The sequence below is a fragment of the Janthinobacterium sp. CG3 genome (genome assembly GCF_000344615.1).
Taxonomy (GTDB): Bacteria; Pseudomonadota; Gammaproteobacteria; order Burkholderiales; family Burkholderiaceae_D; genus Janthinobacterium.
This window is the reverse complement of the sequence record NZ_KB467824.1, coordinates 1491758-1512059: the sequence shown is the minus strand read 5'-3', so window position 1 is coordinate 1512059 and position 20302 is coordinate 1491758. Positions and strand designations below refer to the sequence as shown.

The window sequence follows — 20302 nt, the reverse complement described above, 5'->3', positions numbered from 1 at the left end:
GTAGAATGCCGCGTTCCCGCAGGACGATTGCCTAGCAGTAATTGGCCCGTGGTAGCCAGAACGGCCGCGAGTTGTTAGAATCGTGGAGCAGGGAAGCGGATGTGGTGGAATTGGTAGACACGCTGGTCTTAGAAGCCAGTGCTTCGGCTTGGGAGTTCGAGTCTCCCCATCCGCACCATGCAGTGCCTTATTGTCGCGCTGGTGGTTTTTCTTCGTTGTATTTTCCTCATTGCCTCGCCCGGGCGTTCCACCGGTGCCGGGTGCCTATCAGTCGCGTAGCCGCGCGATTCGATATAAATTACACCAAATCGTTTTTCGCCGGCGGCTATGCCCCCGTGTTTTCTTGCGCTGTTCTGCTTCAAGCGCGACCCCGGATGGCATATACTGTGCGTTGCAACGGGCGGCGGCGCCCGTTTCGGCGCTGCGCAAAAGCGGCTCCGCCGAAACCGGCATTGCCCTATCGCGCCGCAAGGAGATCCGTACGCAATGTTGGCCACATTCCCTAGCGGCTTTGCTATAATGCCACGCTTTACCGAATTTTGGTCAGCCTGCGACTTTTCCTCGTAGCAAGCTTGATTGGTCGGAGCCCTGTTACGCTGTTGCGGTCAGAGGGGTAGTTTGGACGATAGTTGGGAAACTCCGGAAAGCGGGGGAGCTATCACCATAAGACCTTTGCTCGTCAACGAGTTACAGATGAATATGCGAGCGGGCGGTGGCGGGCATCTTGTGATGTCGGCGCATCGCCTTCTTCGCACCAACGTATTTTATTTTTTGGACGATTTTTACATGGCAACTGCAGTCGAAACCTTGGGCAAACTCGAACGTCGTATCACGATCTCCTTCCCGCTGACGGACGTCCGCACGGAAGTTGAGAAGCGCCTGAAAGTGCAAGCCCGTACGGCTAAGGCACCGGGCTTCCGTCCGGGCAAAGTTCCTTTAAAAATGGTCGCGGCACAATACGGTTATCAAATCGAAACCGAAGTGCTGAATGACAAAGTCGGCCGCGCGTTCAACGACGCCGCCAACGAAAACCAGCTGCGCGTGGCCGGCTACCCGAAAATCGAACCGAAGGAAGAAGCCGCCGACGGCGTGCTGGCGTTCGACGCAACCTTCGAAGTCTATCCGGAAGTCGTCATCGGCGACCTGAGCGGCGTGGAAATCGAAACCGTCAAAGCCGAAGTGTCGGAAGCGGAAATCGACAAGACCATCGACATCCTGCGCAAGCAGCGCGTGCACTACCACACCAAAGGCGAGGCTGGTGAACACGGCGACGGCGGCGCCGACCTGAGCGCGCAAAACGGCGACAAGGTCACCGTTGATTTCGTCGGCTCGATCGACGACGTCGAGTTCCCGGGCGGCAAAGCCGACGGCTACTCGTTCGTGCTGGGCGAAGGCCGCATGTTGCCTGAGTTCGAAGCGGCAACCATCGGTTTGAAAGTCGGCGAAGCGAAAACCTTCCCGCTGTCGTTCCCGGAGGATTACCACGGTAAAGACGTCGCCGGCAAAACGGCCTCGTTCACCATCACCCTGACCAAGCTGGAATGGGCGCACCTGCCGCAAGTCGATGCCGAATTCGCCAAATCGCTGGGTGTTGCCGACGGCGACCTGGCCAAAATGCGCGAAGACATCAAAGTCAACCTGGAACGCGAAGTAGCCGGCCGCGTCAAGGCGCGCAACAAGGAAAGCGTGATGGACGCGCTGGTCAAAGTGGCCGAGCTGGACGTGCCGAAAACGCTGATCGCCCAAGACTCCGAGCGCCTGGCCGAAATGACCCGTCAAGACATGGCGCAGCGCGGCATGAACGTCAAGGACGTGCCATTCCCAGCGGAGATGTTCGCTGAAAAAGCCGAGCGCCGCGTGCGCCTGGGCCTGATCCTGTCGCAACTGGTCGGCACCAACAAGCTGCAGGCGACGCCTGAGCAAGTCAAGGCCCAGGTCGAAGACTTCGCCCAAAGCTACGAAGACCCGCGCGAAGTGCTGAAGTACTACTACAGCGACCGTCAACGTCTGGCTGAAGTCGAAGCCCTTGTATTGGAAGAAAACGTCGTCAACTACGTGCTGGGCCTGTCGAAAGTGTCGTCGAAAGCGGTTGCCTTCGACGAACTGATGGGAAGCAACGCACAACAAGCGTAAACCGGCAGGGCGTCGCCGCCAACCGGGCAACCGGACGGCGGCGGCGCCTCCAAGCTGCTTCACAAGGAAAGAACATGACAGGTATGAACCGAAATCCAGCGCTGGACACTGAAATGCTTGGCCTCGTGCCAATGGTGGTGGAGCAGAGCGGCCGTGGCGAGCGCTCCTATGACATTTACTCGCGCTTGCTGAAAGAGCGGGTGATTTTCATGGTCGGCCCCGTCAACGACCAGATGGCGAACTTGATCGTGGCCCAGTTGCTGTTCCTGGAAAGCGAAAATCCGGACAAGGATATCTCGCTCTACATCAACTCGCCTGGTGGTTCGGTATCGGCCGGTATGGCGATTTTCGACACGATGCAGTTCATCAAGCCGGACGTCTCGACCCTGTGCACCGGCATGGCCGCCTCGATGGGCGCCTTCCTGCTGGCCGCGGGCGCGAAGGGTAAGCGTTTCTCGTTGCCGAACTCGCGCATTATGATTCACCAGCCGTCGGGTGGCTCGCAAGGCCAGGCGTCGGATATTGAAATCCAGGCGCGCGAGATCCTGTATCTGCGCTCCCGTCTTAACGGTATCCTGGCGGAACGCACCGGCCAGTCGGTCGAGCAGATCGCCAAGGACACCGACCGCGACCGCTTCATGTCGGCCGACGAGTCCGCCGAGTATGGTTTGATCGACAAAGTGTTGACCAGCCGCGCTTGATGTGCCCCAACCGGTATTGCTAAAAAACGCCCGGGCGCTGAAACGTTCGGGCGTTTCTTTTTTATTTCGGGTAGCATGGAGTATGTGTGCGGTTTTTCCGTACGCTAACGCTTTAAGGGCAGCTCCCTGTCAGCGAGTTTGCAATATTGTTAATGTAGTTCCAACCAAAATGCCTTATGTCAGACAAAAAATCCTCTAGCGGCGAAAAACTACTGTATTGCTCGTTCTGCGGCAAAAGCCAGCACGAGGTGAAAAAACTCATCGCCGGCCCGTCCGTGTTTATTTGCGATGAATGTATCGACCTGTGCAACGACATCATCCGCGATGAAACGTCGAGCATCGAGTCGGTCACCGGCGCCAAGTCCGACCTGCCGACGCCGCAAGAAATTGCCGCGTTGCTGGACCAGTACGTGATCGGCCAGCAGACTGCCAAGCGCATCCTGTCGGTGGCGGTGTACAACCACTACAAGCGCCTCAAGCATCTGGGCAAGAAGGACGACGTCGAACTGGCCAAGAGCAACATCTTGCTGGTTGGTCCTACCGGTTCGGGCAAGACCCTGCTGGCCCAGACGCTGGCGCGCATGCTCAACGTGCCGTTCGTCATTGCCGACGCCACCACGCTGACCGAAGCCGGCTATGTCGGCGAGGACGTCGAAAACATCATCCAGAAGCTGCTGCAAAGCTGCAACTATGATGTCGAGAAGGCCCAGCGCGGCATCGTCTACATCGATGAAATCGACAAGATTTCGCGCAAGTCGGACAATCCGTCGATCACCCGCGACGTTTCGGGCGAGGGCGTGCAGCAAGCCCTGCTCAAACTCATCGAGGGTACGATGGCGTCGGTGCCGCCACAAGGCGGGCGCAAGCATCCGAACCAGGACTTCGTGCAGATCGACACGACCAACATCATGTTCATCTGCGGCGGCGCCTTTGACGGCTTGGTGAAGATCATCTCGAACCGTTCGGAGAAGAGCGGCATCGGCTTCTCGGCCATCGTCAAGAGCCAGACCCAGCGCGCCAGCAACGAAGTGTTGTTGGAGGCGGAGCCGGAAGATCTGATCAAGTTCGGTCTGATCCCGGAACTGGTCGGCCGCCTGCCGGTCGTCGCCACCCTGGCCGAATTGACCGAGGAGGCGCTGATCCAGATCCTGATCGAGCCGAAGAACGCCCTGATCAAGCAGTATTCGAAACTGCTGGAGATGGAAGGCGCGGAACTGGAAATTCGCCCGGCCGCCTTGCACGCCATCGCCAAAAAAGCGCTGGCCCGCAAGACCGGCGCGCGCGGCCTGCGTTCGATCCTCGAGCACGCCTTGCTGGACGTGATGTACGAATTGCCGAATGAGCAAAACGTCGTCAAGGTCGTTATTGATGAAAATACGATCACTAGTGGCGCGAAACCTTTGTTGATTTACCAAGAGCAAGCAAAAGCATCCGGAGAAAATTAAAGAAAGCCGCCACACTATTGCACAAAAGAGATTTCCATCCCTAATGCAAGGCGGTACAATTTAAATCAATGATAGATGTCGGGCTTCACTCGAAAAGCCACTCGCCGCGACATGCTGCGTGTGGCTTTTTTATTGGGATTTGTGCATCGATTAGAGTTATGGCGATGTTTTCCGGCTAAAACGATAGAATATTGTTATTTCCCGGAATTTTTTCTTCTCGCCGGTCTTGTGTTTCGGCAGCGAGCGCCAACATCATCAATACGCTTTCTATAAGGTACGCCATGACAACTTCCAAATTAACAGAGCAAACTCAATTGCCGTTATTGCCGCTGCGGGATGTTGTAGTTTTCCCGCATATGGTGATACCGCTGTTCGTCGGCCGCCCAAAGTCGATCAAGGCGCTTGAGGCTGCGATGGAGCAGGGCAAAAGTATCATGCTTGCCGCGCAAAAAGCCGCCGCCAAGGACGAACCGTCCGCGTCCGATATCTACCAGATCGGTTGCGTCGCCAATATCTTGCAGATGCTCAAGCTGCCCGACGGCACCGTCAAGGTGCTGGTCGAAGGCGCCCAGCGCGCCCGCATCAACCACATCAGCGACGCGCCCACGCATTTCATCGCCGACCTGACGCCGCTCGAGTCCGAGCCGGGCGACGATTCGGAAGTGGAGGCGATGCGCCGCGCCATCGTCCAGCAGTTCGACCAGTACGTCAAACTGAACAAAAAAATTCCGCCTGAGATCCTGGCGTCGCTGTCGGGCATCGACGACGCCGGCCGCCTGGCCGACACCGTTGCCGCGCATCTGCCGCTCAAGCTGGAACAGAAACAAGTGATCCTGGAGATTTTCGGCGTCGCCAAGCGGCTCGAGCACCTGCTCGGTCAATTGGAAGGCGAACTCGATATCCTGCAGGTGGAAAAGCGCATCCGCGGCCGCGTCAAGCGCCAGATGGAGAAATCGCAGCGCGAGTACTACCTGAACGAGCAAGTCAAGGCGATCCAGAAGGAATTGGGCGAGGGCGAGGATGGCGCCGACCTCGACGAGCTGGAGAAGAAAGTCGTCTCGGCCAAAATGCCGAAGGAAGCGCTCGACAAGGCCACCAACGAACTCAAAAAGCTCAAGCTGATGTCGCCGATGTCGGCCGAAGCCACCGTGGTGCGCAACTACATCGACACCCTGGTCAACCTGCCGTGGAAGAAGAAGTCCAAGGTCAACAACGACCTGGCCAACGCCGAGAAGGTGCTGGAAGGCGACCACTACGGTCTCGACAAGGTTAAAGAACGCATTCTGGAATACCTCGCGGTGCAACAACGCGTCGACAAGCTGAAAGCGCCGATCCTGTGCTTCGTCGGTCCCCCGGGCGTCGGCAAGACCTCGCTGGGGCAGTCGATCGCCCGCGCCACCAACCGCAAGTTCGTGCGCATGGCGCTGGGCGGCGTGCGCGACGAGGCCGAGATCCGCGGCCACCGCCGCACCTACATCGGTTCGATGCCGGGCAAGATCTTGCAATCGCTGGCCAAGGTCGGCGTGCGCAATCCCTTGTTCCTGCTCGACGAAGTCGACAAGATGGGCGCGGACTTCCGCGGCGATCCGTCGTCGGCGTTGCTGGAGGTGCTCGATCCGGAACAGAACCACACGTTCTCCGACCATTACATCGAAGTCGATTTCGACTTGTCCGACGTGATGTTCGTGGCCACCTCGAACTCGTACAACATTCCGCCGGCGCTGCTGGACCGGATGGAAGTGATCCGCCTGTCGGGTTACACCGAGGACGAGAAGACCAGCATCGCGCAGCGTTATTTGCTGCCGAAGCAGATCAAGAACAACGGCTTGAAGGAAGAGGAAATCACGGTCGCCGAATCGGCGCTGCGCGATATCATCCGCTACTACACCCGCGAAGCCGGTGTGCGTTCGCTGGAACGCGAAGTGTCGAAGATCTGCCGCAAGGTGGTCAAGATGCTGTTGCTGAAAAAGACCGAGAAAAAGGTCATCGTCAATTCGAAAAACCTCGACAAGTTCCTCGGCGTGCGCCGGTATGACTTCGGCGTGGCCGAGAAGGAAAACCAGGTCGGGCAGGTGGTCGGTCTGGCCTGGACCGAAGTCGGCGGCGATTTGCTGACGATCGAGGCGGTAACGATGCCGGGCAAGGGCGGCATCATCCGCACCGGCACGCTGGGCGACGTGATGAAGGAATCGATCGAAGCGGCCCGCACCGTCGTGCGCAGCCGCGCCGCCCGCCTCGGCATCAAACCCGAGGTGTTCGAGAAGAGCGATATCCACATCCACGTGCCGGAAGGCGCGACACCGAAGGACGGTCCTTCGGCCGGCGTGGCGATGACGCTGGCCCTGGTGTCGGTGTTCACCGGCATTCCGGTGCGGGCGGACGTGGCGATGACGGGCGAGATCACCCTGCGCGGCGAAGTGTTGCCGATCGGCGGCCTGAAAGAGAAACTGTTGGCGGCGCATCGCGGCGGTATCAAGACGGTGCTGATTCCCGAGCAGAACGTCAAGGATCTGGCTGAGATCCCGGACAACGTGAAGAACAAACTGGAGATCGTGCCGGTGCGTTGGATCGACAAAGTCCTGGAAATCGCGCTGGAACGCGCGCCGGAAGCGCTGGTTGAAGTGCCCGCGGTGGAGGCGGTTGCCGCCGCCGCGGCCAAGCCCGACGTCGCCGGCGAGGTCGTCAAACATTAAGCGTTTTTAGCGCTTAGCACCCAAACAAGCGCTTTTATAGCGCTTGTTTGCTATTCAAACGGCATTCTGCGGGCCAAACGCTTGACACAAAACAGCCCGGCTTGTTTAATACGCCCTGCAGAATTTTCTTCCGCAAGATTGCGGCGGGTTGACACAATCAATCCGCGGCGAAGACGATATATACCTTTGTAACGGGGACCGCTAGTGAATAAGACTGAATTGATCGACCACATTGCTGAAAAAGCCGACATCTCGAAAGCGGCCGCGGCGCGCGCACTCGATGCGGTCATTGGTGGCGTAACGGAGACCTTGCAAAAGAGCGACAGCGTAACGTTGGTCGGTTTTGGCACTTTCTCGGTGAGCGAGCGTGCCGAGCGTACCGGTCGCAATCCGCGCACCAAAGAAGCCATCACGATCGAGGCTGCAAAAGTTCCTAAATTTAAAGCTGGTAAAGCTTTGAAAGATGCAGTAAACTAACGGACTTCGGTGAGGTGACAGTCACTGAAAAGGTCTGGTGGTAGTGCCGGCCAGATCGTAGTACCTTGTATTTTTTCGGAGTGGTAGTTCAGTTGGTTAGAATGCCGGCCTGTCACGTCGGAGGTCGCGGGTTCGAGTCCCGTTCACTCCGCCAAAAAATACAAACATTTGCAAGAGCTGGAGCGGTAGTTCAGTTGGTTAGAATGCCGGCCTGTCACGTCGGAGGTCGCGGGTTCGAGTCCCGTTCGCTCCGCCATAATCTTGTAAGTACCTGGAGTGGTAGTTCAGTTGGTTAGAATACCGGCCTGTCACGTCGGGGGTCGCGGGTTCGAGTCCCGTCCACTCCGCCAGAATAAAGATACCCTCGTTGCTCAGTGAGTTACGGGGGTTTTTCTTTTTCCGTTCGCATTTTCTTTTCCCCATTCCACTCATCGCCGGCTCGCGACGGGCAATTCCCGGTTGGTGCGGCGCGGCCGAATTATGCCGCCGCCCCGCCAGTCTTCCAGCCCCGTCCTCCATAGCCGAAAACCGAGTTCAACCCCGCCGTTTCGCCATGATTTACCCTTGCTATAGCGCTAGCGTCGAGGTAGAATCCAGTGGTATTGATTTGGTCGACGGATTCTTCGTTCGGTTTTGTCGCCAAGTCATTGAATTTAAAGGGGAAGTGGGCTGCGAATAAAGTCCAATCCACTCCGCCGGAACAAAAAGAGGCGAACGAGAGTTCGCCTCTTTTTATATGCGCAAGTCCATCGTAATCCACTCAAATCCGAATTGGCTGACCATGTTTGAATTTATTCGTACCCATCAACGCTGGATGCAAATTATCCTGATGTTGATCATCGTTCCGTCGTTTGTATTCGTTGGTGTCAGCGGTTATCAAAGCTTTGGCGACGACGCCACCACCATCGCCAAGGTCGGCGGCCAGCCGATCACGCAGCAGCAGTGGGAAGAGGCGCAGCGCCAGCAAATCGAACGCTACCGCCAAATGCTGGGCGCGCAATTCGACCAGAAAATGTTCGATACGCCGGAAGCTAAGCAAGCCATCCTCGACAATATGATCGCCGAGCGCGCCGTCGGCGCCGAAGTCAAGCGCGGCCATTTGAGTGTCAGCGATGCCGCGATCAAAAAAGTCATCATGGAAACCCCGGGCTTGACGCTGCCGGATGGCAGCTTCGACTTGGAGCGCTACAAGGCGATTCTGGCGGCCCAGGGCATGACCCCGGAAATGTACGACGCGCGACTGCGCATCGACCTGGCCGCGCAGCAATTGAGCGGCGCGATCCAGGGCACCGCGTTCGCCCCGAACACGCTGGCGAGCCGTCTGTCAGACATCAATGACCAGGAACGCGAAGTGCAGGAGCTGTTGCTGCCGGCCGCCGAGTTCCTGCCGCAGGTGAAAGTGAGCGACCAGATGGTCAAGGCTTTCTACGACAAGAACAGCAAGTTTTTTGAAATCCCTGAGCAAGTCAAAATTGAATACGTGCTGTTCGACAGCTCCGCGGTGGCCGACCAGGTCAGCGTCAGCGACGCCGAAGTCGCCGCGTACTACGCACAGAACGCCAAGCGCTACACGGCCGACGAAAGCCGCCGCGCCAGCCACATCCTGATCGCGCTGAAGAAAGACGCCAGCGCCGCCGAGAAAGCCGCCGCCAAAGCCAAGGCCGAAGCAGTGCTGGCCGAGGTGCGCAAGGCCCCGGGCGATTTCGCCAAGATCGCCAAGGCCCAGTCGCAAGACCCGGTCTCGGCCGAATTGGGCGGCGACCTGGACATCGTGGAAAAAGGCGCGCTGCCAAAAGCGGTGGAAGAGGCCGCTTACAAACTGAAGCAGGGCGAGATCAGCGACGTCGTCACCTCCGAATTCGGTTTCCACATCCTGACCGTGACCGCGCTCAAGCCGGCCCAAGTGCGCCCGCTGGACCAGGTCAAAGGCGAGATCCTGGCCGACCTGAAGAAACAAAAATCGGCCAAGAAATATTCGGAGCTGGCCGAACAGTTCACCAACACCGTCTACGAGCAATCGGACAGCCTGAAACCGCTGGTCGACAAGCTCAAGTTGAAAGTCGAAACCGTTGCCAACCTGTCGCGCGTGCCATCGCCGGCGCTGGGCGCGGCGCCGTTTAACAACGCCAAGTTCCTGAAGGCCATCTTCACCGACGACGTGCTGAAAAACAAACGCAACACCGAAGCCGTGGAAGTTGCACCGAACACCCTGATCGCCGGCCGCGTGGTCGAATTCAAGCCTGCGAGCAAGCGTCCGCTGGCCGAAGTCGACGCCATGATCCGTCAGCGCGTTACCCAGGAAGAGGCCGTGAAGCTGGCCAAGAAAGCCGGCGACAGCAAACTGGCGGCCCTGAAGGCCTCGGGCGAGGCGACCGGCTTTGGCGCCGCCAAACTGGTGTCGCGCAGCAAAGCCGACGGTATCAACCGCCTGGCCATGGCGCAAGTGATGAAAGCCGATGTCAGCAAGCTGCCAGCCTATGTCGGCGTGGACGTTCCAGGCATGGGTTATGGCATCTACCGTATCGGCAAAGTGCAGCAATCGGCCACGCCGGACGCCGCGCGCCGCCAGTCGGAAAAAGACCAGATCGCCAACATCCTGGCCCAGCAAGAAATGTTCAACTACGTTGAAGTGCTGAAAGAAAAAGCCAAGGTCAAAGTGCTCAAGCCAATTACCCTGGCCAGCACCGACGTTAAGCCGGATGCCGACGCGAAGTAAGTTGTCGCCATATTAAAAAAAAGCCGCTCTCGAGCGGCTTTTTTTATTGGATCGAGTGGTCTCCACGTATACTGTAAGAACCGCCATGAAGCGTATGCGACCTTCAGCGATGTTGAATGAATTAAACCGTACAAGCCGATGACGCCAAAGCTTCATCCAATCCGCGCATTCAATGGCGAACAAATACTGCGCGGGCGAAAGAATCCGCTTGGCTATGCAAGCGCCGGGGTAGACCGCGAAAAAAGGGAAATCCATATCCGCGTATTGATGGACTATCGGGCACCGTCATTTGCCAGTCGGATCAGCGGCTTGGCGAGCCGCATAACCCGGGCGCAGTTCGATGTATACGCGCGTTTGGCGAACCAGGGCATGGTCGATTACTGGAGCAGATCCGTGCGCTTGAACGGACTCGAATGGAGCGTCAAGGTCACGGTGCGGGAATCGGCGCAGGGCATGCCGATCACCTTCGCCAATCCCGGCATTCGGCTGTTGGGTAATCTCAGCAGTCGGTCGCGCAATCCCTACCCTGTATTTACCGGCAATTTGTACTACGACCACAGTTGCGGCAGCGATTCCGACGCCATATTCAGCATGACCGCCGCGCACGAAATCGGCCACGGCTTCCTGACCAGCGCATTCGGAATAGCGTGGTCATGGGGCCATGGCGGAACTTCATCCATCCTCGGTTGCGCGCATGCGAACGCGCCGCCGTATCCGCCGTCCGGCGAAATTGGCTTGATGTCGTACTACAGAACAAATATCAATTCGCCAGTCTACCGGGGCGACATCATACATAGAACTATCGCCAGCGAAGACGACGTCAAAACCCTGATTCTGATATCCGGCCGCGCCGCTTAACATCGAGCTCGACTGCTATTTTCCGCGTTCAGGTGGCTGGCGGCGGCCAGGAACGACGCCTCGCCAATGCCGTCCAGCGCCAGCACCTCGGCCTCGGCGTATTGGGCGAAGTTGCGGCCGATCGAACGGGTGTAGGCAGGGTCGTAGTGCTGCACCAGCAATTCGTCGACCAGTTCCGCCATCTGGCCGGCGTTGGACATCGCGTGCCAGCGGGCGATTTTCTCGCGGCCGTACAGGCTCAGCAGGCAGTCGAGCTGGGCATTCAAGTGTGCCGGGTCGAGCGTGAAATGGGCGTAGTCCTCCATCAGCAGGCGCACCCGGTTCGGCCGCGACAGCGTCAGCGAGATGCAGGGCGCGGCGCGCATCTTGTCGATCAGGGCGTCGGGCACGCGCAGGTTGCCGACCTTTTTGCTCTCCGATTCGACGAACACCGGCCGGGCCGGGTCGAACTGGCGCAGTCGCTGCCAGATCGCGCTTTCGAACGCCTTTTGCGACGGCTGCGGCTGGCTTGGCAGGGTGCCCAGCACCGAGCCCCGGTGCGCCGCCAGTTGTTCCAGGTCGAGCACCTGGGCGCCGTTGGCGTGCATGATCTCCAGCAGGCGGCTCTTGCCGCTGCCGGTGGTGCCGCAGATCACCTTCAGGCCGACCGCCGGTTCCTGCGCCAGCGCGGCGTTGATGTGGTTGCGGTAGGCTTTGTAGCCGCCTTCGAGCTGGATCACCGGCCAGCCGATTTTCGCCAGGATGTGCGCCATCGCGCCGCTGCGGTTGCCGCCGCGCCAGCAGTAGATCAGCGGCTTCCAGTCGCGCGGCTTGTCGAGCCACAACGTGTCAATGTGCAGGCCGATGTTTTTGGCGACCATCGCCGCGCCGACTTTCTTCGCCTCGAAGGCGTTGGCCTGTTTGTACAGCGTGCCAACTTCGATGCGCTGGGCGTCGTCGAGCACTGGGCAGTTGATGGCGCCGGGCAGATGGTCGAGCGCGTACTCGGACGGGCTGCGCGCGTCGATGATGGCGTCGTAGCTGTCGAGCTGGGACAGGACTTCTTCAAAATTAAGCAGGGCCGGGTATTTCATCGGGCTTTCAGCAATGGCAGCAGTTGTGGCCAGATATTGGCCAGGATGATGGGGTGGGCCTCGGCGGTCGGGTGCAACCGGTCGGCCTGGAACAGTTGCGTCTTGTCGGCGACACCGTCGAGCATAAACGGCACCAGCGGCGCCTTCAGTTGCCTCGACAGTTTGCCGTACATGGCGAAGAATTTGTCGGCGTAGGCGCTGCCGTAGTTGGGCGGCAGGCGCATGCCCACCAGCAGCACCTCGGCGCCGGCGCCCTTGGCCTCGGCGCTCATCGCTTGCAGGTTGGCCTCGGCGGCCGCCACCGGCAGGCCGCGCAGGCCGTCGTTGGCGCCCAGTTCGATGACGACGATGTCGGGGCGGTGCCGTTTCAGCAGCGCCGGCAGGCGCGTGCGCCCGCCGCTGGTGGTTTCGCCGCTGACGCTGGCGTTGACGATGGCCGCGCCGAGTTTTTGCGCAGCCAGGCGCTGCTCCAGCAGGGCGACCCAGCCGCTGCCTCGGCTCAGGCCGTATTCAGCCGATAAACTATCGCCCAGCACCAGCACCGTTTTTGGTGCAGAATAGGCGCGCGTCGTGCCTGCGACAAACAGCAGGGCGGCCACAGGCAGCGACAGCAACAGGCGCCGATGCGGTTTCAACTGACCGCCACGGCCACCAAGGTGTTCACGAATTTTTTTAAGATAGATCAGCATGCCCGATTTTCCAAAAGCGACTTCCCCGAATTTTGTTCCCAATGAAGCGGCGGCTGCCGCGTCCGGCCCTGGCGCCGCCGTCACCCGCCTGGAGCGTGCCGCGTTGCCGGCCGCGATCCAGGTGAGCGGTCTGACCAAGCGCGTGCCGGACGCCGACGGTGAGCTGACGATACTGCATAGTGTTGATTTTACCGTGCAACGGGCGGAGACGCTTGCTATTGTCGGCGCCTCCGGTTCGGGCAAGTCGACCTTGCTTGGTTTGTTGGCCGGGCTGGACACGCCGTCGGCCGGCAAGGTGGTGCTCGACGGCAGCGATATCTTCGCGCTCGACGAGGACGGCCGCGCCGGCCTGCGCATGGCCAAGCTGGGTTTCGTGTTTCAGTCGTTCCAGTTGCTGGCCCATTTGACGGCGCTGGAAAACGTCATGCTGCCGCTGGAGTTGCGCGGCGAGGCCGACGCCAGGGAGAAGGCGGCGGCGATGCTGGAGCGGGTCAAGCTGGGCAGCCGGCTCAAGCATTATCCGAAGTATTTGTCGGGCGGCGAGCAGCAGCGCGTCGCGCTGGCGCGGGCGTTCGTCACCGAGCCGCCGCTGCTGTTCGCCGACGAACCCACCGGCAGCCTGGACGCGGCCACCGGCGAGGCGGTGATCCAATTGATGTTCCAGCTTAACCGAGAGCATGGTTCGACACTGGTGCTGGTGACGCATGACCCGTCGATCGCGGCGCGTTGCGGGCGCACCATCACGATTGCGGCGGGCCGGCTGGTGTAGCGGTGATATGGAGGTGCTGCAAAAGTTAAGAAAACCAGGGGCGTCAACCCGGCTCTTTGCCGGTGGTTTTTTTGGCTGTTGCGGCGTTTTTATGTTTCGCTCCGGGCCATGCGGTTGATGGCGCCGCGGATCGCCGGCAGCAGCTCGCTGGCCGTCAGGCCGATGGGGCCGACGCCGGCGGCCACCAGGGCGTCTGCCGCCGCGCCGTGCAACCAGACCGCCGCCAGCGCCGCCTGCCACTGCGGCCAGCCCTGCGCCAGCAGACTGCCGCACAGGCCCGACAGCACGTCGCCGGTACCGGCCGTGGCCAGCCCCGGGTTGCCGGTGGTGTTGACGACGACGGCGCCGTCGGCCGCCGCCACCACCGTACCCGATCCCTTCAATATCACCGTCACCTGCATCTGCGCGGCCAGCTGGCGCGCCGCCGCCAGCCGGTCGCCCTGCACCTCGGCGATGGTGACGCCGAGCAGGCGCGCCGCCTCCAGTGGGTGCGGCGTCAGCAGCGCGCCGCCGGGGCGCAGCGACAGCGCGCTTTGCAGCTCCGGCTCGGCCGCCATCAGGTTCAGCGCGTCGGCGTCGAGCACCAGCGCGCTACTGCTATCGATGGCGCGCTGCAGCAGTGCATATGCGCGATGCGAGGTACCCAGGCCGGGGCCGGCCACCAAGACGGCCGTGTCGAAGTCGAAGTCGCCGGCCAGCCGGCACATCAGTTCGGGCTGGCCGCTGTCATAGGCCGGGGCCTCGTCCGGGAAGGCCAGGTAGACCCGGCCGGCGCCGCCGAACAGCGCGCTGCGCGCCGCCAGGATGGGCGCGCCGGTCATGCCGTGTGCGCCACCGACGACGGCGACGCTGCCGTAACTGCCTTTATGGGTGTTTTGCCGCCGCGCCCGCAGGTGCTGGGCGAAATGGCTGGCGTCGTTCAGGCGCGCGCGCGCAGGCGCAAGGTGCCGCGCGTCGATGTCCAGCGGCGCCACCTGTACGGCGCCGGCGTGGTCGCGGCCGTCGCCGGTGTGCAGGCCGGGCTTGTCGCCGATGAAGGTGACGGTGTGGCTGGCGCGCACCGCAACCCCGTCCGGGCCGACCACGGTGCCGGTGTCGGCGTCAAGGCCGCTGGGCACGTCCAGCGCCAGTACCGGGCAGTGTTGCCGGTTCAACTGCTCGACGGCGGCCAGCGCCACGCCGTCGAGCGGGCGCCGCAAGCCGATACCGAACAGGCCGTCGACGACCAGGTTCCAATCGGCGCGGGCCAGCGCCGCTGGAGTGGCTTCGATGAAGGTGGCGTCGCTGGCGCGGGCGCGCTGCAGCGCGTGGCGCCGTTGCTCCGACGGCGCGCCGGCGTCGGGCAGCAACCAGACCGAGACTTGCAAGCCGGCGTCCGCCAGGTGGGCCGCCGTCTCCAGCGCGTCGCCGCCGTTGTTGCCGGGACCGGCCAATACCAGCACTTTGTACTGCGCCGGCGCAGCGGGCAACAGCGCGCGCGCTACGTTGGCGCCGGCTAGGCCGGCGCGTCGCATCAGCGTGCCGGGTGCTAACTGCTGCGCCGCGGCCATTTCGGCGGCGCGGATTTCGGCGCAGGTATAGAGTGGGTTCATGGGCTGGTATCCGTATTCGAATGGAAAGATGTAGCCAACATAGTGGGGATTGCCTTGCCGCGCAAGGGGCGTGCGCGCAATGTTGACGGCCCGGCTACAATGGGCGTTTCCAACTTGGCGGACGCACAATATGGATTGGCAATTCTGGATCGACCGGGGCGGCACTTTCACCGACATCGTGGCGCGCCGTCCCGACGGCACGCTGGTGACCCACAAGCTGCTGTCCGAGAATCCGGAGCAGTACCGCGACGCCGCCGTGGCCGGTATCCGCCACCTGATGCATGTGGCGGCCGGCGCGCCCATCCCGGTGGCGCGCATCGGGGCCGTCAAGATGGGCACCACGGTGGCCACCAACGCTTTGCTCGAACGCAAGGGCGAGCCGACCGCGCTGGCCATCACGCGCGGCTTCCGGGACGCGCTGCGCATCGCCTACCAGAACCGGCCGCGGCTGTTCGACCGGCAGATCGTGCTGCCCGAGCTGCTGTACAGCCACGTCGTCGAGATCGACGAGCGCGTCGGCGCGCACGGCGAGCTGGTGCGCGGGCTGGACGGGGCCGCCGCCCGCGCCGCGTTGCAGGCGCTGTACGCGCAGGGCCTGCGTTCGCTGGCGATCGTTTTCATGCACGGCTACCGCTACAGCGCGCACGAGGCGCGGGTCGCCGAGATCGCCCGCGAAATCGGCTACACCCAAGTGTCGGTGTCGCACCGGGTCAGTCCGATGATGAAGCTGGTGGCGCGCGGCGATACCACCGTCGTCGACGCCTACCTGTCGCCGATCCTGCGGCGCTACGTCGACCAGCTGGCCGCCGAGCTGCCCGGCGTCCACCTGCAATTCATGCAGTCGAACGGCGGCCTGAGCGACGCGCGCGCCTTCCAGGGCAAGGACAGCATCCTCAGCGGGCCGGCCGGCGGCGTCGTCGGCATGGTGCGCGCCAGCCAGCTGGCCGGCTTCGAACGGGTGATCGGCTTCGACATGGGCGGCACCTCGACCGACGTGTCGCATTTTTCCGGCGAGTTCGAGCGCGTCTTCGACACCCAGATCGCCGGCGTGCGCGTGCGCGCGCCGATGATGAGCATCCACACCGTGGCCGCCGGCGGCGGCTCGATCCTGCACTTCGACGGCGCCCGCTACCGCGTCGGCCCGGACAGCGCCGGCGCCAATCCCGGCCCGGCCAGTTACCGCCGCGGCGGTCCGCTGGCTGTGACCGACTGCAACGTCATGCTCGGCAAGATCCAGCCGGCGCATTTCCCGAAACTGTTCGGCGCCGGCGCCGGCGAGGCGCTCGACGCCGACACCGTGTTCGCGCAATTTGCCGCCTTGGCGGCCGAGATCGGCGCCGCGACCGGCCGGCCGACGACGCCCGAGCAGGTTGCCGAAGGCTATCTCGACATCGCGGTCGGCAACATCGCCAACGCCATCAAGCACATTTCGGTGCAGCGCGGTCACGACGTCACCGAATACACGCTCACCAGCTTCGGCGGCGCGGGCGGGCAGCACGCCTGCCTGGTGGCCGACGCGTTGGGCATGAAAAGCGTGTTTATCCACACGCTGGCCGGCGTGATGTCGGCCTACGGCATGGGCCTGGCCGACCAGAGCGCAATGCGCGAGGCGGCCGTCGAGGCGCGGCTGGACGCCGGCGCCCCGGCCGAACTGGCGCGCCGTCTGGACGCGCTGGGCGCCCAAGCCCGCGCCGACCTGCTGGCGCAGGGCGTGGCGGCGGCGCGCATCGCGCTGATCCAGCGCGTGCACCTGCGCTACGAGGGCACCGACTCGGCGCTGATCGTGCTGTTCGACGGCAACGAGGCGATGCAGGCGCAGTTCGAGGCCGGCTACAAGAAGCGTTTTTCCTTTCTGATGCCGGACAAGGCGTTGATTGTCGAGGCGGTCTCGGTCGAGGCGATCGGCAAGTCCGACGCGCCGGCGCCGCTGGAAAGCGTGCCGGTGGGTACCGCGCCGCTGGCTATCGCCCCGCTACAGACCGTCCCTATGTATTCCGGCGGCCGCTGGCGCGACACCGCGCTGTACCAGCGCGTGGCGCTGCGCCCCGGCGACGCCATCGCCGGACCGGCCATCATCGCCGAGACCAACGCCACCACCGTGGTCGAGCCGGGCTGGCTGGCCCGCGTCACGCCGCACGCGCACCTGGTGCTGGCGCGGGTCGAGGCGCTGCCGGCGCGGCGCGCCATCGGCACCGGCGCCGACCCCGTCATGCTGGAGATTTTCAACAACCTGTTCATGTCGATCGCCGAGCAGATGGGGTTGCGGCTGCAAAACACCGCGTATTCGGTCAACATCAAGGAGCGGCTCGATTTCAGCTGCGCCATTTTCGACGCCGACGGCAACTTGATCGCCAACGCGCCGCACATGCCGGTGCACCTCGGTTCTATGGGCGAAAGCATCAAGACGGTGATGCTCGAGAACGCCGGGCGCATGCATCCGGGCGACGTTTTCATGCTCAACGACCCCTACCACGGCGGCACCCACCTGCCCGACGTGACGGTGATCTCGCCGGTGTTCGACGAGGCGGGCGCGGCGATCCTGTTCTACGTCGGCTCGCGCGGCCACCACGCCGACATCGGCGGCACCACGCCCGGTTCGATGCCGCCGGACTCGCGCAGCATCGAGGAGGAGGGCGTACTGATCGACAACTTCAAGCTGGTCGACGGCCGCCAAGGCGGCGGCCACCTGCGCGACGCCGAGGCGCGCGCCATGCTGGCGGCGGCGCGCTATCCGGCGCGCAACCCCGACCAGAACATGGCCGACCTGCGCGCGCAGGTAGCGGCCAACCAGAAGGGCGCCGACGAGTTGCGCAAGATGGTCGCGCACTTCGGCCTCGACGTGGTGCGGGCCTACATGGGCCACGTGCAGGACAACGCCGAGGAGGCGGTGCGGCGGGTGATCGGCGCGCTCAAGGACGGCGCCTACACGGTGCAATTGGACAACGGCGCGCAGATCCAGGTGGCGATCCGCGTCGACGCGGCCAGCCGCAGCGCCGAGATCGACTTCAGCGGCACCTCGGCGCAGTTGCCCAACAACTTCAACGCGCCGTCGGCGGTGTGCATGGCGGCGGTGCTGTACGTGTTTCGCACCTTGGTCGACGACGAGATTCCGCTCAACGCCGGCTGTCTGAAGCCGCTCAAGGTCATCATTCCGCCCGGCTCGATGCTGAACCCGCGCTATCCGGCGTCCGTGGTGTCGGGCAACGTTGAAACCTCGACCTGCATCACCAGTGCGCTGTACGGCGCGCTGGGCGTGATGGCGGCGGCGCAGGGGACGATGAACAACTTTACCTTTGGCAACGCCAAGTACCAGTACTACGAGACCATCGCCGGCGGCTCCGGCGCCGGGCCGGGCTTTGACGGCACCGACGTGGTGCAAACCAATATGACCAACTCGCGCCTGACCGACCCGGAAATTCTGGAATGGCGCTTCCCGGTGCGGCTCGACAGCTACGAGATCCGGCCCGGCTCGGGCGGCGCCGGGCGCTGGCATGGCGGTAGCGGCGGCGTGCGCGAGGTACGCTTCTTGGAGCCGATGACGGCGGCGATCCTGTCGAACAACCGCATCCACGCGCCGTTCGGCATGGCCGGCGGCGCGTGCGGGGCGCTGGGGCGCAACAGCGTGCGGCGCGCCGACGGCAGCGTCGAGCAACTGGCGCACATCGGCAAGACCGAGATGCGGGCGGGCGACGTGTTCGTCGTCGAAACGCCGGGCGGCGGCGGTTACGGTCCGCCTGGCTAACCCTGGCTAACGCGGTTTTCGGAGCTCGGGTTAGCCCAAAGGGCGTAACCCGGCAACGTTGGCCCGGAGCGGCGCGTCGCGCGTCGGCCAACATCGTCGGATTACGCGTCCCGCCAGTCCGACCTACGGCACGCTAAGCGAACGCCATCGGGCGCCGCCGCTTCCTGCAGCGCTTTCCCAACTGTGGCAGAATTTGCTTCGCCATGACACATACGAGAGGAAGCACCATGACCGACCTGTCCATCTTTCCCATCACGACGAAATGGCCCGCAGCCCATCCAGAGCGGCTGCAATTGTATTCGCTGCCTACGCCGAACGGCGTCAAAGTCTCGATCATGTTGGAAGAAACGGGGCTGTCCTACGAACCCCACCACGTCAATTTCGGCACCAACGATCAAACCTCTGCCGAGTTTTTATCGCTGAACCCCAACAATAAAATCCCCGCCATCATCGATCCCGACGGTCCCGACGGCAAGCCGCTGCCGCTGTTCGAATCCGGCGCAATTTTGCTGTATCTCGCCGACAAAACCGGAAAATGCATTCCGCAGGACGCGGCCGGGCGCTACGAAACCATCCAGTGGCTGATGTTCCAGATGGGCGGTATCGGGCCGATGTTCGGCCAGCTGGGCTTCTTCAACAAATTCGCCGGCAAGGACTACGAAGACAAGCGCCCCCGCGACCGCTACGTCGCGGAGGCGCAGCGCTTGCTCGGCGTGCTGGAGCAACGGCTCACCGGCCGCGACTGGATTATGGGCGACCGCTATACCATCGCCGACATTGCCACCTTCCCATGGATACGCAATTTGATTGGCTTTTACGAGGCGGGCGAGTTGGTCGGTATAGCGGACTTCCCCCAGGTGACAAGGGTGCTTGCAGCGTTCCTGGCGCGTCCGGCGGTGAAGCGGGGCCTTGAGATTCCTAAGCCGGCCTGATCCGATGAGTACACACCCATCTCCGGTCAACATAGGCCGCGCGGCTATCTCGCGCTTGCCCGACGCGCAGCTTTTGCTCAGCGAGTATTACGCGGCGGTCGGCGTGACGAAGCGCGATACCCAGCAGGAAATTGAGGCATTTCTGAACGATGCGTCGTCGGCATTGTGGATTGCGTACGTGGGGGACATCCCGGCCGGTTGCGTGGTGCTTCGGCCTCTTGCGTCGATCGCCCTGGCGGCGGAGTGCAAACGTCTTTACGTGCGCCCGCAGTTCCGCGGCAGGGGCCTGGCCGAATCCTTGCTCGATGCGATGGAGGAACACGCCGTGGCCGCCGCCGTGCAGTGGTTATATCTGGACAGCAAAGACGATCTGACGGGCGCGCTGCGCATCTACGCGGGACGCGGATACCAGGCATGTGAGCGCTACAACGACAATCCTCAGGCGACGGTTTTTCTTCGCAAGGATCTTCGAGTCTAGCGCC

General features: G+C 62.4%; 14 protein-coding genes and 4 tRNA genes. 15 read left to right on the top strand and 3 right to left on the bottom strand.

What is annotated here, in order from left to right:
* The first annotated feature begins 95 nt into the window (after positions 1-95).
* The 11 genes from JANGC3_RS0106450 (at position 96) to JANGC3_RS0106400 (ending at position 11023) form a co-directional block, all read left to right on the top strand.
* Positions 96-178: transfer RNA gene (locus JANGC3_RS0106450), tRNA-Leu, on the top strand.
* Positions 179-786: 608 nt separating this feature from the next.
* Entirely contained in the window at positions 787-2133 is a 1347-nt protein-coding gene (tig, locus tag JANGC3_RS0106445) for a trigger factor (RefSeq protein ID WP_026132639.1), read from the top strand.
* A gap of 83 nt (positions 2134-2216) precedes the next feature.
* Positions 2217-2834 carry an ATP-dependent Clp endopeptidase proteolytic subunit ClpP gene (gene clpP / locus JANGC3_RS0106440; protein WP_409029744.1) on the top strand — a complete coding sequence of 206 codons (618 nt, stop codon included), beginning with the start codon at positions 2217-2219 and terminating at the stop codon, positions 2832-2834.
* Positions 2835-3010: 176 nt separating this feature from the next.
* A complete protein-coding gene (gene clpX / locus JANGC3_RS0106435; RefSeq protein WP_017875665.1) occupies positions 3011-4279 on the top strand; it encodes an ATP-dependent Clp protease ATP-binding subunit ClpX in 1269 nt (422 codons plus the stop codon).
* A 281-nt stretch (positions 4280-4560) separates the two neighbouring features.
* A complete protein-coding gene (gene lon, locus JANGC3_RS0106430; protein ID WP_026132637.1) occupies positions 4561-6972 on the top strand; it encodes an endopeptidase La in 2412 nt (803 codons plus the stop codon).
* 204 nt (positions 6973-7176) lie between these two features.
* Positions 7177-7449, top strand: coding sequence for an HU family DNA-binding protein (locus JANGC3_RS0106425; protein WP_017875663.1), 273 nt, complete (start codon positions 7177-7179; stop codon positions 7447-7449).
* A 77-nt stretch (positions 7450-7526) separates the two neighbouring features.
* Positions 7527-7603: transfer RNA gene (locus JANGC3_RS0106420), tRNA-Asp, on the top strand.
* A 25-nt stretch (positions 7604-7628) separates the two neighbouring features.
* A tRNA-Asp gene (locus tag JANGC3_RS0106415) sits at positions 7629-7705 on the top strand.
* A gap of 17 nt (positions 7706-7722) precedes the next feature.
* A tRNA-Asp gene (locus JANGC3_RS0106410) sits at positions 7723-7799 on the top strand.
* 431 nt (positions 7800-8230) lie between these two features.
* Entirely contained in the window at positions 8231-10165 is a 1935-nt protein-coding gene (locus JANGC3_RS0106405) for a SurA N-terminal domain-containing protein (protein ID WP_081611989.1), read from the top strand.
* Between the two features lie 138 nt (positions 10166-10303).
* Entirely contained in the window at positions 10304-11023 is a 720-nt protein-coding gene (locus JANGC3_RS0106400) for a hypothetical protein (protein WP_157406485.1), read from the top strand.
* Here the strand turns inward: JANGC3_RS0106400 and mnmH are convergent.
* Complete coding sequence (gene mnmH, locus JANGC3_RS0106395) at positions 11020-12096, bottom strand: tRNA 2-selenouridine(34) synthase MnmH (RefSeq protein WP_017875660.1); 1077 nt, start codon at positions 12094-12096, stop codon at positions 11020-11022. The two genes, JANGC3_RS0106400 and mnmH, sit on opposite strands and share 4 nt — an antisense overlap.
* Complete coding sequence (locus tag JANGC3_RS0106390; protein ID WP_017875659.1) at positions 12093-12731, bottom strand: arylesterase; 639 nt, start codon at positions 12729-12731, stop codon at positions 12093-12095. Before JANGC3_RS0106390 ends, mnmH begins: the two co-directional genes overlap by 4 nt.
* A 52-nt stretch (positions 12732-12783) precedes the next feature.
* On the opposite strand from JANGC3_RS0106390, the gene JANGC3_RS0106385 reads away from it, so the two are divergent.
* Positions 12784-13554: an ABC transporter ATP-binding protein gene (locus JANGC3_RS0106385; protein ID WP_327075837.1), complete on the top strand. Its 771-nt coding sequence runs from the start codon at positions 12784-12786 to the stop codon at positions 13552-13554.
* Between the two features lie 89 nt (positions 13555-13643).
* Here JANGC3_RS0106385 and JANGC3_RS0106380 read toward each other — a convergent pair whose 3' ends face one another.
* Complete coding sequence (locus JANGC3_RS0106380) at positions 13644-15146, bottom strand: bifunctional ADP-dependent NAD(P)H-hydrate dehydratase/NAD(P)H-hydrate epimerase (RefSeq protein WP_017875657.1); 1503 nt, start codon at positions 15144-15146, stop codon at positions 13644-13646.
* 130 nt (positions 15147-15276) lie between these two features.
* On the opposite strand from JANGC3_RS0106380, the gene JANGC3_RS0106375 reads away from it, so the two are divergent.
* From JANGC3_RS0106375 to JANGC3_RS0106365, 3 genes are all read left to right on the top strand, one after another.
* On the top strand, positions 15277-18888 hold the full coding sequence (locus tag JANGC3_RS0106375) for a hydantoinase B/oxoprolinase family protein (protein WP_017875656.1): 3612 nt from the start codon (positions 15277-15279) through the stop codon (positions 18886-18888).
* Between the two features lie 227 nt (positions 18889-19115).
* Positions 19116-19820 (top strand): glutathione S-transferase N-terminal domain-containing protein, encoded by a 705-nt coding sequence (locus tag JANGC3_RS0106370; RefSeq protein WP_017875655.1) that lies wholly within the window; start codon positions 19116-19118, stop codon positions 19818-19820.
* Positions 19821-19824: 4 nt separating this feature from the next.
* Positions 19825-20298 carry a GNAT family N-acetyltransferase gene (locus JANGC3_RS0106365; RefSeq protein ID WP_157406484.1) on the top strand — a complete coding sequence of 158 codons (474 nt, stop codon included), beginning with the start codon at positions 19825-19827 and terminating at the stop codon, positions 20296-20298.
* Positions 20299-20302 lie beyond the last annotated feature (4 nt).